This window comes from Bradyrhizobium sp. CCGUVB23, assembly GCF_024199885.1.
Classification (GTDB): domain Bacteria; phylum Pseudomonadota; class Alphaproteobacteria; order Rhizobiales; family Xanthobacteraceae; genus Bradyrhizobium.
On record NZ_JANADQ010000001.1, the window covers coordinates 7,259,034 to 7,273,893 of the forward strand.

Here is a 14,860-nt window from a genome sequence, read left to right on the forward strand (position 1 = left end):
ATCCGACAGCATTAACAAGTCCTTAATTGGCGAAACCTTACAGTCGAGGGCACAGGCCGGCCCCATTGCCGGCATGAATCGTCGGACCGGATGAAATGCCGCCAATGGCGCGACAGGCTGCCGCTGGATTTTGGTCGCGAGCCCGCGCCTTGGTGTTGACCTCGGCGCCGGGCGTGCAGCGTCATGTCCGCGTGCTGTCCGTACTGGCCGCCTGCCTATTGGTGGGCCTGGCCTTGCCCGCGCGCGCCGAGCCGGTGCGGGGCGAGGCGACCTTCTCGGCCGGCGGCGGTTTTGCGCGCCTCGTCATCAAGCTCGGCGAGGACGTTTCGTCCGAGGTGACGACCGCGGGATCGATCCTGATCATCCGCTTCGAGCGACCGGTCGATGTACCGGTCGACCGCATCCCGGAGGGTGCCCCCGACTACGTCAACTCCGCTCGCCGCGATCCCGACGGCGGGGCGATCCGGCTGTCGCTCGCGCGCCGCGTCACCGTCAACACCATGAATGCCGGCGAGCGGACCTTCGTCGACCTTCTGCCCGAGGGCTGGAAGGGCGCGCCGCCGAGCCTGCCGATGGACGTGGTGAAGGAACTCTCCGATCGTGCGCGCGCCGCGGAGCGCGCGCTGCGCGCCCAGCGCGTGGCCGCCGAGACCAAGAAGCGCCCGCCGATCCGCGTCCGCGCCTCGGTGCAGCCGACCTTCGTGCGCTTCGTCTTCGAGATGCCCGACGGCGTCGGCGTCTCCTCGGTGCTCAACGAGCAGAAGCTGACGCTCGCCTTCAACGCCAATCTCAACTTCGATCTCGCCGACGCGGTCGTGGCGGCGCCCCCGAACGTGGCCTCGATCAAGCAGAAGGCGGACATCGACCAGACCAATGTCGAGATCGCGCTGATCGGCGAGGCCGACGTGCACTCTTTCCGCGACGACAAGAACTATGTCGTCGACGTCGCCTTCCAGCCGGACAAGAACAAGGCCGCGACGACGGCCGAGCAGGTCCTGGCGCCAGCAAAGCCGGTCGCGACGCAGGGACCGCACGCGGCGGTGGAGAAGAAGGAGATGCCGCGCGAGATCGCGCCGCCGACCTCCGAGACCATCGCGCGCGAGGCCAAGATCGAGGTGAAGCCTGAGGTCGCGGGCGCGGCGCCGGCTGCCGAGGCGCCGAAGCCCGCGCCGGTGCTGGCCGCGCCCGAGCCTGTCACGGCTCAAGCTGCGCATTCGGCCGAGGCGCCGAAACTCGCGCCGGCGGCTGCAGAGGCCGCAGCGCCGGCTGCTGCGCCAAAACCGTTAGCACCGATGGCCGCCGAAGCGCCGAAGGAGCCGGTCAAGGACGCGCCGAAGGACATGGCGAAAGCCGCACCAGTCGAGGCGCCGGCTCCGGCCGTCGCGCAAGACACCGCGCCGAGCGTCGATGCCCGCCGCGACAGCGACGGCCTGCGCGTGACGTTCCCGCTCTCGGTCGCAACGCCCGCCGCCGCATTCCGGCGCGGCGACACCGTCTGGCTGGTGTTCGACACCCAGAAAGCCATCGACGTCGAGCCGATCCGCGCCAAGGGCGGCGCGATGATCGGCGAGGTCAGCCGCACGCCGCTCGACAAGGGCCAGGCCATCCGCATCCGCCTCAATCGGCCGCTGGTCTATTCGCTGTCGAGTGAGGAGAACGGCAAGGAGACCAACTGGCTCCTGACGCTCGCCGACAAGATCCAGGCAACGCCGCTGCCGCTAATGATGATGCGCAACATCACTGACCCGGCGCTCGCCAATATCGCTATCCCCTTCGCCAATCCGGGCATGCTGCACAAGCTGACCGATCCCGACGCCGGCGACACGCTCTACGTCGTCACCGCGCCGCGGCCGGTCCGCGGCTTCATCAAGCGGCAGGACCTGGTCGATCTCTCGCTGCTCGAATCCGCGCACGGCATCGCCATTCGTCCGAACTCCGACGAGGTCGGCGTCGAGGTCGGCTCCGACAAGGTGATCCTGGGCAAGAAGGGCGGGCTGACGCTGTCGCCGGTCGACGTCTCCGCCGAGCGCGCGCCGACCGCGGTGCGGCCGGTCTTCAACATCGAGGAATGGCGCAAGGGACAGTCCGAGCTGTTCATGAACCGCCAGAGCGCGCTGGTCGCCGCGATCGCGGCGGTCGAGCCGGCGCAGCGCTCGATCCCGCGGCTTGACCTCGCGCATTTCTACATGTCGCGCGGCATGTATCACGAAGCCAAGGCGATGACCGACGTCATGCTGGCCGATCCCCTCAACAAGGAGGAGTCCTCGGCGCTGATCATGCACGCGATCGCGAGCATCCTCATTGGCCGGCCTGGGCAGGGGCTGAAGGATCTCGCCAATCCCGTGATCGGCAACAGTCACGACTCGCAGCTCTGGAAGGCGCTCGCCTATGCGCGGCAAGGGAAGTGGGCCGATGCGCGCGAAAAGTTCAAGAACGTCGAGTTCGCCATCGCCTCGCTGCCGCTCGACGTCCAGCGCATCGTGACGATGGATGCGATGCGGGCCTCGCTCGAGGTGAAGGACTATGCCGGCGCCTCCAAGCGGCGCAGCGAGCTCGAGGTCGTCGGCGTGCCGCCGGACATGGCGCCGTCCTTCGCGGTGCTGCGCGGCAGGCTCGCCGAAGCGCTCGGCCACGACAAGGACGCGCTCGACGACTACAAGTTCGCTGTCGGCTCGGACGACCGGCCGGCCGCCGCCGAAGCCAAGCAGCTCGAGGTCGCGCTGCGGCAGAAGCGCGACGAGATCACCAAGGATGACGCGCTGCGTGAGCTCGAGACGCTGGCGATGACCTGGCGCGGCGACGCCATCGAGGTGAAGACGCTGCAGTTGCTGGCGCGGATGTATGCCGACATGGGCCGCTACCGGGATGCGCTCGCCGCGGCCCGTACCGCGACGATACTCCAACCGAATGCGGAAGCCTCGCGCCAGGCGCAGGACCTTGCGCAGGAGCTGTTCTCGCAGATCTTCTTGAGCTCCAAGGGCGACGATCTTCCGCCGATCGAGGCGCTCGGGATGTTCTACGAGTTCCGCGAGCTGACGCCGATCGGCCGGCGCGGCGACGAGCTGATCCGCAAGCTCGCCGATCGCCTGGCGTCTATCGACCTGCTCGACCAGGCCGCCGAGCTCCTGCAATACCAGGTCGACCACCGCCTCGAAGGCGCGGCGCGCGCGCAGGTCGCGGCCCGCCTCGCCATGGTCTATCTCGCCAACCGCAAGCCCGACATGGCCATCTCGGCGCTGCGGGCGAGCCGCATCAGCGATCTGTCCGGCGAATTGCGCCAGCAGCGCCTGCTGCTGGAGGCGCGCGCGCAGAGCGACGTCGGCCGCCACGACCTCGCGCTCGACATCGTCTCCAACGTCGCGGGCCGCGAGGCCATCCGCCTGCGCTCCGACATCTTCTGGGCGGCGCGGCGCTGGCGCGAATCCGCCGAGCAGATCGAGCTCTACTACGGCGAGCGTTTTCGCGACTTCAAGCCGCTCAACGCGGTCGAGAAGAGCGACGTGATCCGCGCCGCCGTCGGCTACGCGCTCGCCGACGATGCGATCGGGCTGTCGCGCTTCCGCGAGAAATACGCGCCGTTGATGAGCGAGAGCTCCGACCGGCTCGCCTTCGACATCGCAAGCAAGCCGGCGGCCGCCTCCAGCGCCGAATTCGCGGAGATTGCCAAGCTCGCGGCCAGCGTCGACACGCTCGACGGCTTCCTGCGCGAGATGAAGCAGCGCTTCCCCGACGCCACCGCCCGCGCGCCCATGCCGCCGCAGGCCAAGGACGAGACCGAGCACACCGGCTCGCTGCCCGCGATCCCGCCCGTGAGGCAGATCAAGATGACCCGCTAGGTCCTCCTACCTTCGGCCTCTCGACAGCCGCCCTCTGACGCGGCAATTTCCCGTTCAAGGCGCGGTCTCGACACGCGCCGATGCCGGGAGAAGCGTGGACATGAGCAAGCCCGTCAAGACCGAAGCCGAACTGATCGCCATGGCGAAAGCCGAATTGAAGGTCCATGCCGATTGTTCGGACGGCATGAAGATCATCGTTCTCCGCGATGGCGACAGCTGGGAGTTCCGCGACGAGTCCGACCAGGCCACCATCGACAAGCCCGGCTACCCCGAATGCGTCGCCATGCTCGTGCAGATCGGCGATCACCTCAGCAAGCAATATGACGTGAAGGGGTAGGGTGGGCAGCCGCAGCGCTGGCCGGCAATTGTTGTCGCAAGCTGCCGCCACATCCTCCGCAATGACGGGGAGGGGCCTGAGGTTCTCGACGAAAGCAGGAGACGTTTGCCCCGTGGCCGTCCGCCCGCTACCCCCCGTAACTCTGCACCAGGCTTCCCGCCACCAGCGACCAGCCGTCGACCAGCACGAAGAAGATCAACTTGAACGGCAGCGACACCACCGCTGGCGGCAGCATCATCATGCCCATCGACATCAGGACGGAGGCGACGACGAGATCGATAATCAGGAAGGGGAGGAACAGGAGGAAGCCGATCTCGAAGGCGCGCTTCAGCTCGGAGATCATGAACGAGGGGATGAGGATGCGGAGCGCGAGCTCGTCGGGGGTTGCCGGCGGCGGCTCGCCGGAGAGGTCCATGAAGAGTTTCAGATCCTTCTCGCGCACGTTCTTCTGCATGAAGCCACGCAGGGGGACTGAGGCACGCTGGAGCGCGTCCTCGACGCCGATCTGGTTGGCGACCAGCGGCTTGATGCCCTCGTCATAGGATTTCTGCAGGACCGGTCCCATCACGAAGAAGGTGAGGAACATCGCGAGCGCGATGATCACGGAGTTCGGCGGCGCGGTCGCGGTGCCCATGGCGGTGCGAAGCAGCGACAGCACGACCACGATGCGCGTGAACGACGTCATCATGACCAGGATCGACGGCGCGATCGACAGCACCGTGAGCAGCGCGATGAGCTGGATCGCGCGCTCGGTGACGCCGCCGCCCCCCTGGCCGCCGAGATTGATGCTGATGTCCTGCGCATGCGCAGGCGCCGCCAGGAGAGCGGCGCCGATCAGGACAGGAAGGAAAAAAACTCTACGCGGGAAAGCCGAGTGCCTCACGAAGATGGCTTCGGGCGGCCGAGCAGGGAGGCCATCTCGTCTTCGAGATTTTCAAAGCTCGTCTTTGCGGGTGCGGCCGGGGCAGGCGCCTCGTTGCGTGACGGGCGCACCGCGGGTGCGGGCGGCTCGGGCGCAACGGGAGGCGCGACCGTCTCGCCGGCGGGCCGGCGCAGGGCGGCCTCGAGCCGCTGCGCCATCTCGGCGAGATTCTGCTCGGCGCTCGAGGGCACGGCCGGCGAGGGAGGCGCCGGCGGGGCGGGAGGCGCCGGGGGAGGCGGTGGCGGCGCGGCGGCGCGCACCGGCGGGACCTTGGGCGGCTCGCTCTGGCGCGGCGGGCGCGGCATCATCGGCTCGCCGCGCGGGACACGCGGCGGCATCGGCTCGGGCCTGACCTGTGGCTCGCGCTCGGGGCGCGGCGTGACCGGCTCGGCGGTGAAGCCGGCGAACGGATCACTGCGACGCTCGGCGAGCGCAGGCGCAGGCGCAGGCCGGCGCACTTCGTCGGCGAAGGAGGGACGCGCAGGCCGCGGCGACGGCTCGGGCATCTGCGGCTCGGGTTGGTCGAGAAGCTCGGGGCGCGGCGAAGGCTCATCCCAAGCGGCGGGTTCCGGCAATGGAGCGAGGCGCGGCGGCGGCTCGGCGTTCCCGGCCCGTTGCGGCAACTGATCGCGGCTCGGGGCTGCACGCACGATGTTGGGCTCGACGACGATGTCGGTCGGGCCGCCGATCATCAGGAGATGCTCGACATTGTCGCGCCGGACCAGCACCAGGCGGCGACGGCCATCGACGGCGGCGGCATCGATCACGGCAAGCCGGGGCATCCGGCCGCGCTGGGTGTTGGCGCCCAGCCGGTTCGTCGCGAATCGGCGAACCAGCCACGCGGCCAGGCCGATCAGCGCCAGAACGACGATGAACGCTAAGATAAAGGTCAAAGGGCCTTGCATGCTTGTCCCCGGCAAATGGCGCTTGTCTCATGCGGCCAATGGTCGAAATCCATCCCGACCACAAGCCCGCGACGCCCCAGAAGTTCGATCCCTTAACACCTCACGGCAAGTTCTGCCGTCCCCAGTTCTTAATAACCCATGAATCGCCCGATCCAAAACGACTTCTTGGGGATTGTTCCGGAGCCAAGCGATTGGGTTAACGAGCGTTTTGGAAGCGTAGAATCACGGGGCGAAACCTTGGCGTCTCAAGGAGGGATATCTGCCGCCAACCTCTTAACCAGCCATTAACCATACACGCGGCAAATTCTGCCTAGCTCCGGGCCTGATCCGGGGCAAGGAGCCGCAAGCCATGTCCATCAACGACCTTCCGGTGCTCTCGGCGCTTCGCACCAAGATGCAGTGGCACCAGGAACGCCAGCGCGTCCTGTCCGAGAACGTCTCCAATTCCGACACGCCCAACTTCCGGCCGCGCGACCTGGTCGATCCCAAGTTCGACAAGGCCGGCGCGGTCACCGGCTCCATGGGGCCGCTCGCGATGGCCCGCACCAGCGCCTCGCACATGACGCCGTCGGGCGCGCCGTCGAGCTTCGACCAGAACAAGAATGCGGGCTTCGAGACACGTCCTGCGGGCAATGCCGTCAATCTCGAGGAGGAAATGATGAAGTCCGCCTCGAACCAGATGGATTACGCGGCCGCGACCTCGCTCTACTCCAAAAGCCTGCACCTTCTGAAGACCGCGATCGGTAAAGGTTAGAGCTAGCGGAAGCGCATCATGGCGAATGACAGCAGCGACTTTGCCCGCTCGATGGCGATTGCGACCTCCGGCCTGCGCGCGCAGGCCGGGCGCATGCGGGTGATCTCGGAGAACATCGCGAACGCGGACTCCACTGCTCAGACCGCCGGCGGCGATCCCTACCGGCGCAAGGTGCCGACCTTCTCCTCCGCGCTCGACCGCACGCTGGACGCGCAAGTCGTCACCCTCGGCAAGATCAAGCCCGACCAGTCCAACTTCCGCGTCAAATACGAGCCGAACAATCCAGCCGCCGACGCGAGCGGCAACGTCAAATATCCGAACGTGAACTCGGTGGTCGAAATGACCGACATGCGCGACGCGCAGCGGTCCTATGAAGCCAATCTCAACATCATCAGTGCAACGCGCCGGATGATCCAGCGCACGCTCGACATCCTCAAGGCCTGAACAGGAGGCTCAAAGCCATGGCTTCACCGACGATTGCCGCGAACGCCTACGCCAACCTCGCGCGCGTGCTGGAGAACAGCGCCGCAGGCAAGGGATCGGAGACGAATGGCCCGTCCTTCGCCGCGCTGCTCAAGGACTCCATCGGCAGCGTCATGGACTCCGGCCGCAAGTCCGATGCGCAGACCGTGGCCATGGCGAGCGGCAAGGCCAACGTCATGGATGTGGTGACGGCGGTGGCCGAAACCGATGTCGCCGTCTCGACCCTGGTGTCGGTTCGCGACCGGGTGATCCAGTCCTATGAAGACATCATGAAGATGGCGATCTGAGTTTCTCACACTCGTCATTGCGAGCGCAGCCAAGCAATCCAGAATCTTTCCGCGGATGCCTCTCTGGATTGCTTCGCTGCGCTCGCAATGACGGGAGAGGGCGTGGCTCCCTCGCGACAGCGGTGGGAAGGCGAGTGTTGAATAGAGGATTTTGCAATGACCGGACCTGAAACGCTTGACGTGGCGCGGGATGCGATCTGGACGATCGTGATCGTGTCGTCGCCGCTGATGGTGGTGGGGCTCGTGGTTGGTGTCGTGGTGTCGCTATTCCAGGCGCTCACGCAGATCCAGGAGCAGACCCTGATCTACGTGCCGAAAATCCTCGCGATCTTCGCGACCATGCTGCTGGCGCTGCCGTTCATGGCCGACGCGCTCCACTCCCACATGCTGCGGATATCGTCGCGAATCATCGGCGGCTGAGGCACAATGCGTGTGTCATGCGCATCGACATCTCGCTGCTGCCGGCGCTCGCCGCAGCCTTCATGCTCGCCTTCGCCCGGGTCGGCGCGATGGTGATGCTGCTGCCGGGGCTGGGCGAGACCAACATTCCAACGCGCATCAAGCTGTCGATCGCGCTGCTGCTCACCCTGATCATCCTGCCGCTGCATCGCAACGCCTATCATGTCGACATGGGCTCGATCTCCTCGCTCCTGGTGCTGATGCTGCATGAGATCGCGATCGGCATCGTGCTGGGCGCGACCGCGCGCGTGACGCTTGCCGCCCTCCAGGTCGCCGGCGCCGTGATCGCGCAGCAGATGGGACTCGGCTTCGTCACCTCGGTCGATCCGACGCAGGGCCAGCAGGGCGTGCTGGTCGGCAACTTCCTGACCATGCTGGGCGTGACGCTGCTGTTCGCGACCGACAGCCATCATCTCGTGATCGCCGCGCTCAACGACAGCTATGCGATCTTCGCGCCGGGCGAGACGATGGCAAGCGGCGATGTCGCTTCGCTGGCGACGCGCGCCTTCGCCGCCGCCTTCCGCCTGGGCTTGCAGCTCTCCGGACCGTTCCTGGTGTTCGGCCTCGTCTTCAATATCGGGCTTGGCGTGCTGGCGCGGCTGATGCCGCAGATGCAGGTCTATTTCGTCGGCGTGCCGCTCTCGATCTTCGCCGGCTTTTTGGTGCTCGCCGTGGTGCTCGCGGCGATGATGGGTACCTTCCTCGACTATTTCATCGGTGTGATGCACCAGATGATGCCGCTGAAATAAGAGGGATCGCTAGTGCCGCCGATTTGAAGTTCCTCCAGTGTTTGCCGCGAGTTCTGTGAGGAACTTCAAATCGATGAGCGGCACTAGCCAAACTAAAGTCTTGTAGCGCCCTTCTGCTTTCCGAAGTTCGTGCACGGGGGCCGCGAAAGTGACGAACTTCGGAAAGCGGGCGCTACGTGGCTGAAGACAACGATCCCGAGAGTCAAACAGAAGACCCGACACAAAAACGTCTCGAGGAGGCGCTCGAGCGCGGCGACGTCGCCAAGAGCCAGGAGATCAACACCTGGTTCATGATCGCGGGCGGCACGCTCGTGGTCTCGACCTTCTCGGGCTCGGTCGGCAGCGGGCTGGTGACGCCGATGCGCAACCTGCTCGCCAATTCCTGGATGATCAAGACCGACGGCGGGAACCTGCTCGCGCTGATGCAGCAGATCGAAGTCGCGGTGGTCGCCGCGGTCGGCGTGCCATTGCTGATGCTGGTGTTGGCGGCCATCGCCGGCAACATGCTCCAGCACCGCCTGGTGTGGTCTGCCGAATCCCTGAAGCCCAAATTCAGCAAGCTCTCGCCCGCCGCCGGCATGAAGCGCATTTTCGGCAAGCAGGCGGCGGCGAACTTCCTCAAAGGCATCGGCAAGCTGATCGTGCTCGGCGCGGTCATGACCATGATCCTGTGGCCGGAGCGGCACCGCATGGAGGCGATGGTCAAGCTCGACCCGGTCGCCATGCTGGGCGCCACCACCAACATGACCATCCATCTGCTCGGCGCAGTGGTCGCGGCGCTCGCGATCATCGCGATCGCCGACTATTTCTTCCAGTATCGCAGCTGGTTCCAGCGCCAAAAGATGTCGCTCCAGGAGATCAAGGAGGAGTTCAAGCAGTCCGAAGGCGACCCGCACATCAAGGGCAAGATCAGGCAGCTCCGGCAGCAGCGTGCCAAGAAGCGCATGATGGCGGCGGTTCCGAAGGCCTCCGTGATCATCACCAACCCGACCCACTATTCGGTGGCGCTCTCCTACGAACGCGGCATGCAGGCGCCGATCTGCGTCGCCAAGGGCGTCGACAATCTCGCCTTCAAGATCAGGGAGGTCGCCCGCGAGCACGACATTCCGATCGTCGAGAACGTGCCGCTGGCGCGCGCGCTCTATGCCACCGTCGAGATCGACCAGGAAATCCCGGTCGAGCACTACCATGCTGTTGCCGAGGTCATCGGCTACGTCATGCGGCTGAAGCGCGGATTCGGCGCCGGACGGCAATAAGGCACCCGAAAAGTACCGGAAATGGCCGTAAACTGGGAATCAGCGTACGTTTCGCCCTTGCCGCCCTTGCGCCTGCGGGTCCGATTCAGGCAGGGAGGGCCCGTTGCGCGCGGTTCGCGCATTCTTTTCCTGCCGACAGGCTGCGCTGACCTGGGATGACCGCCGAAACCGACCACAACGTGTCACGCGAGCCTGTTGCGGTGCATGAGCCGCCGCAGCGCTCGGGCAGCATCGCGCTGGTGTTCCTGGTGGCGGCGACGCTCGTGGCAGTCGCCGTCGGGCTGATGACGCTCGGCCGGACGCAGGCGCAGCCCTATATCCTCGGCATCCTCGCCGTGCTGGCGATGGTCGGTCTGTTCAACCTGTTCGCCTTTGCGGCCGGCATCGTTCGTTTCGCCGACCGCAATCTCGACGATCCCATCATTGCTCGCATTTCCGATCATGCCTTCGACGGGCTCGCGGTAACCGATCCGCGCGGCCATGTCGTCTATTCCAATGCGGCCTATCTGACCATGACCGGCGCTTCCGGCCCGCAGGACGTGCGGCCCGTCGAGCGCGTCTTCATCGGCAACCCTGATGTGTCGGAGGCCGTGTTCCGCCTGCTGAAGGCCGCGCGCGAAGGCAAGCGGCAGCAGGAAGAGGTGCGGATCTCCGGCCATGACGGCAGCCAGGGGCGCTGGCTGCGCATGCGGGTGCGTCCGCTCGGCACGGGCAAGCGCGAGGCCAGATATGCGGTGTGGTCGATCGCCGATATTACCCGCGACCGCGAGCGCCAGGAGGACGTGTTCCAGGAGCTCCAGCACGCGATCGAATATCTCGATCACGCGCCGTGCGGCTTCTTCTCCGTCAATCCGGCCGGCGAGCTCGCTTACGTCAACGCGACGCTCGCCAACTGGCTCGACTATGATCTCGCCGAGATCGGCTCGGGCGGCCTCAAGCTCACCGACATCGTTTCCGGTGATGGCGCCTCGCTGCTGACCTCGATCGTGGCGGTGCCGGGTGAGGTGAAGACGGAAGTCTTCGACATCGACCTGCGCATGCGAACCGGCAAGACCATGCCGGTGCGGCTCTACCACAAGCTGGCCTTCGGAGCCGACGGCACGCCTGGCCCGTCGCGTACCCTCGTGATCAGCCGCGCCCGCGACGAGCGCAGCGATCCCGACCGCGCCGCCGAGGTGCGCTTCATGCGCTTCTTCGACCACACGCCGATGGCGATCGCCACCGTCGATCGCGGCGGCAACGTCGTGCGGGCGAACGCGCGTTACGCCAAGCTGGCGCAGGGCCTTGGCCTCGACAGCGCCGGCAGGTCGATCTTCCGCGCGATCAATTCGCGCGATCGGAACCTGCTGATCGCGGCGATCAACCAGGCCGCCGAAGGGAAGGGCGACATCGCGCCGGTCGAGGTTGCGCTGGAGGGAACGAAGGAGCGCTGGGGACAGTTCTTCGTCACGCCGGTCGACGAGGGCGAGAACGACGCCGAGGCCGCGATTGTGCACATGCTCGAGACCACCGAGCGGCGTGCGCTGGAGAACCAGATCAACCAGTCGCAGAAGATGGAGACGGTCGGCCAACTCGCCGGCGGCATCGCCCACGACTTCAACAACGTGCTGTCCGCCATCATGATGGCGAACGACTTCCTGCTCAACGCGCACAAGCCGACCGATCCGTCGTTCCAGGACATCATGCAGATCAAGCAGAACGCGACGCGGGCTGCGACCCTGGTGCGGCAGCTGCTGGCGTTCTCGCGCCGGCAGACGCTGCGGCCGCAGGTGCTCGATCTCGGCGATGCGCTCTCCGATCTCACCATGCTGCTCCGCCGGCTGATCGGCGAGAAGGTGAAGCTCGATCTCGTCCACGGCCGCGACCTCTGGCCGGTCAAGGTCGACGTCTCCCAGTTCGAGCAGGTCATCGTCAATCTCGCCGTCAACGCGCGCGATGCGATGCCCGACGGCGGCAAGCTGATCATCCGCACCGCCAACGTCGCCACGGACGAAGCGGGCAAGCTCGCCTATAAGGGCATGCCGGCGGCCGATTATGTGCGGATCGAGGTCGCCGACACCGGCACCGGCATCCCCGCCGACATCCGCGACAAGATCTTTGAGCCGTTCTTCTCAACCAAGGAGGTCGGCAAGGGCACGGGGCTCGGGCTGTCCACCGTCTACGGCATCGTCAAGCAGACCGGCGGCTTCATCTACGTCGATTCCGAGCCGGGCAAAGGTACCTCGTTCCACATCTTCCTGCCGCGGCACCATGCCGAACCCGAAGCGCAGGTCGAGACGCCGGTGACCGGCACGGCCGCGGTCGCCGCGACCGACGGCGCGGCCAAAGAAGCGCCCGCGGCCGAAGCCAAGCCGCGCACCGACCTCACGGGGCAGGGCACCATCCTGCTCGTCGAGGACGAGGAGGGCCTGCGCGCACTCAACGCGCGCGGCCTGCGCTCACGCGGCTACACCGTGGTCGAGGCCGAGAACGGCGTCGAGGCCATGGAGGTGCTGGACGAGCAGAGCGGAGCGATCGATCTCGTCGTCTCCGACGTCGTGATGCCGGAGATGGATGGTCCGACGCTTCTGAAGGCGATGCGGGAGAAGAACCCCGACATCAAGTTCATCTTCGTCTCCGGCTACGCCGAGGACGCCTTCGAGAAGAGCCTGCCCGAAGGCCAGCAGTTCGACTTCCTGCCAAAACCGTTCACGCTGAGCCAGCTCGTCGCCGCCGTGAAGGAGACGATGAAGGCGGGGTGAGGTTCTGTTTACCCAATCTCCCGTCATTGCGAGCCACCGGGTCCGCGCGTAGCGCGGCCCGATGACAGGCTCCGCGAAGCAATCCAGAGGCATTCCGCGGCGGGATTCTGGATTGCTTCGTCGCTTCGCTCCTCGCAATGACGCGCGGAGGGGCGCAGCCGTTATTGCGGGGGGTAATTCCGCACCACCCGCGACTGAGGGCCGCAGCCGCGGTTTCCGAAACCGGCTTCACTTTTGTGTTCCACTGCCCATCTTAGGGGCACTTCCCCATGTCGGGGATTTGGGAAACGCACATGAATTTCTCGTTACGCAGCCGCAGTCTCGTGAAGGCGATGGCCGTCGCGCTGGCGCTGGCGCTGCCGACCGCGCTCGCGATCACATCCGCCGATGCACGCGTCGGTGGCGGCTTCTCGTCCGGCTCGCGCGGTTCGCGAACCTTCTCCGCGCCGCCGTCGACCTCGACGGCGCCGGGCACGGCCACACCCTTCAACCGCACCTATAGCCAGCCGGGCGCGAACTCGACCGCCCCGATGGGCGGCGGCATGTTCAACCGTCCGGGCGGCAGCATGCTGCGCGGGCTCGCGGCGGGCTTCATCGGCGCCGGCCTGTTCGGCCTGTTGTTCGGCGGCGGCCTGTTCGGTGGGCTGGGCGGCCTGTCGTCGATCCTCGGGCTGATTCTCCAGATCGTGCTGGTGGTGTTCCTGGTGCGGATGGCGATGTCCTGGTGGCAGCGCCGTCACACGCCGCAGACGGCCTATGCTGGCGCGGGCGCAGGCAGCGGACCGCAGCCGAGCTACCGCAGCGGACTTGGTTTCGGGCTCGGCGCCAACAACGCGCCGCTGGAGATCCAGCCGGCCGATTATGAGGCCTTCGAGCGCCTGCTCGGGGATATCCAGGCCGCCTGGTCGAACGAGGATGTCGCAAAACTGCATACGCTCGCGACGCCGGAAATGGTTGCCTATTTCGAGAAGGATCTGGCCGAGAACCGCGCCCGCAACGTCGTCAACAAGACTTCCAACGTAAAACTGTTGCAGGGCGACCTGGCGGAAGCCTGGCGCGAGGACGTGACCGACTATGCCACCGTCGCGATGCGCTTCGCGCTGACCGACAAGACGGTCGACCGCAACACCGGCGCGATCGTCGCCGGCAGCGAGCAGCCGAGCGAAGTCACCGAGGTCTGGACCTTCGCGCGCCGGCCCGGCAGCAACTGGGAACTTTCGGCGATCCAGCAGACCAACTGATCGCTCGCAAATCAACGAACAAGGGCGTCGTGCTCCGGCACGGCGCCTTTTTTGTTGTGCCCGCTTGGCGCCGCGGCGGCGGAATAATCTCGCGCGCGGCGGGTTCGACTAGGGCGGCGGCCAAAGAAACACAACTGGAGGAAGAGATGACCCGTTTGATGAAACGTGCGAACCCGTTACGCCCCGCACTCGCTGTGGCCGCGCTTGCCTTGGTCGCGGCGCCGCCGGCACTGGCGCAATCGGCCGGCATAACCTTCTTCGTTACCTCCAGCGGGCCCGGCAAGGGCGCCGATCTCGGCGGTCTCGATGGTGCCGACGCGCAATGCCAGAAGCTCGCGCAATCCGCCGGCGCCGGCACCAAGACCTGGCATGCGTACCTTTCGACACAAGCCGCAGACGGCAAGCCGGCCGTCAACGCGCGCGACCGCATCGGCAAGGGACCGTGGCAGAATGCGAAGGGGGTCGTGATCGCCAAGGACGTTGCCGATCTGCACAGCCCGGCCAATAACCTCACCAAGCAGACCGCGCTGAGCGAGAAGGGCGAGGGGATCAATGGTGTTGGCGACCAGCCGAACCGGCACGACGTCCTCACGGGCTCGCAATCCGACGGCACTGCGTTTGCCGGTCCGGATGATCGCACCTGCAAGAACTGGACGTCGAGCACGCAAGGCGCCGCGATGGTCGGCCATCTCGATCGCCGGGGCCTGCGCGACGACGAGCCCTCGAAATCCTGGAACAGCTCGCATCCCTCGCGCGGACCGGAAGGCGGCTGCTCGCAGGCCGACCTGAAGAGCACCGGCGGCGACGGGCTGCTCTACTGCTTCGCGGCGAATTGACCGAAGGTCATTCCGGGGCGATGCGAAGCATCGAACCCGGAATCTCGAGATTCC

13 protein-coding genes are annotated in these 14,860 nt (G+C 66.3%); 11 read left to right on the plus strand and 2 right to left on the minus strand.

The window, feature by feature from the left end; genetic code table 11:
* The first annotated feature begins 104 nt into the window (after window positions 1–104).
* The gene (locus NLN62_RS33545; protein ID WP_254111662.1) at window positions 105–3,836 is read left to right on the plus strand and encodes a lipopolysaccharide assembly protein LapB; all 3,732 of its coding nucleotides are present in this window, start codon (window positions 105–107) and stop codon (window positions 3,834–3,836) included.
* Between the two features lie 100 nt (window positions 3,837–3,936).
* Window positions 3,937–4,173 carry a hypothetical protein gene (locus tag NLN62_RS33550; RefSeq protein ID WP_027526312.1) on the plus strand — a complete coding sequence of 79 codons (237 nt, stop codon included), beginning with the start codon at window positions 3,937–3,939 and terminating at the stop codon, window positions 4,171–4,173.
* Between the two features lie 127 nt (window positions 4,174–4,300).
* On the opposite strand, the gene fliP is transcribed toward NLN62_RS33550, so the two are convergent.
* Entirely contained in the window at window positions 4,301–5,056 is a 756-nt protein-coding gene (gene fliP / locus NLN62_RS33555; RefSeq protein ID WP_254111663.1) for a flagellar type III secretion system pore protein FliP, read from the minus strand.
* Window positions 5,053–6,000, minus strand: a complete 948-nt coding sequence (locus tag NLN62_RS33560; RefSeq protein ID WP_027526310.1) for a flagellar biosynthetic protein FliO — start codon at window positions 5,998–6,000, stop codon at window positions 5,053–5,055. The genes fliP and NLN62_RS33560 overlap by 4 nt, the downstream gene beginning before the upstream one ends.
* Before the next feature lie 349 nt (window positions 6,001–6,349).
* Here NLN62_RS33560 and flgB point away from each other — a divergent pair, with 349 nt between their 5' ends.
* From flgB to NLN62_RS33605, 9 genes are all read left to right on the plus strand, one after another.
* Window positions 6,350–6,754: a flagellar basal body rod protein FlgB gene (gene flgB, locus NLN62_RS33565; protein ID WP_254111664.1), complete on the plus strand. Its 405-nt coding sequence runs from the start codon at window positions 6,350–6,352 to the stop codon at window positions 6,752–6,754.
* An 18-nt stretch (window positions 6,755–6,772) separates the two neighbouring features.
* Entirely contained in the window at window positions 6,773–7,198 is a 426-nt protein-coding gene (gene flgC, locus NLN62_RS33570) for a flagellar basal body rod protein FlgC (protein WP_027526308.1), read from the plus strand.
* 17 nt (window positions 7,199–7,215) lie between these two features.
* Window positions 7,216–7,524 (plus strand): flagellar hook-basal body complex protein FliE, encoded by a 309-nt coding sequence (fliE, locus tag NLN62_RS33575; protein WP_027526307.1) that lies wholly within the window; start codon window positions 7,216–7,218, stop codon window positions 7,522–7,524.
* Window positions 7,525–7,680: 156 nt separating this feature from the next.
* Window positions 7,681–7,944 carry a flagellar biosynthesis protein FliQ gene (fliQ, locus tag NLN62_RS33580; RefSeq protein WP_007612284.1) on the plus strand — a complete coding sequence of 88 codons (264 nt, stop codon included), beginning with the start codon at window positions 7,681–7,683 and terminating at the stop codon, window positions 7,942–7,944.
* A gap of 17 nt (window positions 7,945–7,961) precedes the next feature.
* Complete coding sequence (gene fliR, locus NLN62_RS33585) at window positions 7,962–8,732, plus strand: flagellar biosynthetic protein FliR (RefSeq protein ID WP_027526306.1); 771 nt, start codon at window positions 7,962–7,964, stop codon at window positions 8,730–8,732.
* Window positions 8,733–8,908: 176 nt separating this feature from the next.
* Window positions 8,909–9,988: a flagellar biosynthesis protein FlhB gene (gene flhB, locus NLN62_RS33590; protein ID WP_254111665.1), complete on the plus strand. Its 1,080-nt coding sequence runs from the start codon at window positions 8,909–8,911 to the stop codon at window positions 9,986–9,988.
* Window positions 9,989–10,143: 155 nt separating this feature from the next.
* Complete coding sequence (cckA, locus tag NLN62_RS33595; protein WP_027526304.1) at window positions 10,144–12,729, plus strand: cell cycle histidine kinase CckA; 2,586 nt, start codon at window positions 10,144–10,146, stop codon at window positions 12,727–12,729.
* Between the two features lie 269 nt (window positions 12,730–12,998).
* Entirely contained in the window at window positions 12,999–13,970 is a 972-nt protein-coding gene (locus NLN62_RS33600; RefSeq protein ID WP_027526303.1) for a TIM44-like domain-containing protein, read from the plus strand.
* A 146-nt stretch (window positions 13,971–14,116) separates the two neighbouring features.
* On the plus strand, window positions 14,117–14,806 hold the full coding sequence (locus NLN62_RS33605; RefSeq protein ID WP_027526302.1) for a lectin: 690 nt from the start codon (window positions 14,117–14,119) through the stop codon (window positions 14,804–14,806).
* The last annotated feature ends 54 nt before the right edge of the window (window positions 14,807–14,860 follow it).

Coding starts and splice junctions, on each gene's coding strand:
- NLN62_RS33545 (WP_254111662.1), top strand. CDS start 105: ATGGCGCGACAGGCTGCCGCTGGATTTTGGTCGCGAGCCCGCGCCTTG.
- NLN62_RS33550 (WP_027526312.1), top strand. CDS start 3,937: ATGAGCAAGCCCGTCAAGACCGAAGCCGAACTGATCGCCATGGCGAAA.
- NLN62_RS33560 (WP_027526310.1), bottom strand. CDS start 6,000: ATGCAAGGCCCTTTGACCTTTATCTTAGCGTTCATCGTCGTTCTGGCG.
- flgB (WP_254111664.1), top strand. CDS start 6,350: ATGTCCATCAACGACCTTCCGGTGCTCTCGGCGCTTCGCACCAAGATG.
- flgC (WP_027526308.1), top strand. CDS start 6,773: ATGGCGAATGACAGCAGCGACTTTGCCCGCTCGATGGCGATTGCGACC.
- fliE (WP_027526307.1), top strand. CDS start 7,216: ATGGCTTCACCGACGATTGCCGCGAACGCCTACGCCAACCTCGCGCGC.
- fliQ (WP_007612284.1), top strand. CDS start 7,681: ATGACCGGACCTGAAACGCTTGACGTGGCGCGGGATGCGATCTGGACG.
- fliR (WP_027526306.1), top strand. CDS start 7,962: ATGCGCATCGACATCTCGCTGCTGCCGGCGCTCGCCGCAGCCTTCATG.
- cckA (WP_027526304.1), top strand. CDS start 10,144: ATGACCGCCGAAACCGACCACAACGTGTCACGCGAGCCTGTTGCGGTG.
- NLN62_RS33600 (WP_027526303.1), top strand. CDS start 12,999: ATGTCGGGGATTTGGGAAACGCACATGAATTTCTCGTTACGCAGCCGC.
- NLN62_RS33605 (WP_027526302.1), top strand. CDS start 14,117: ATGACCCGTTTGATGAAACGTGCGAACCCGTTACGCCCCGCACTCGCT.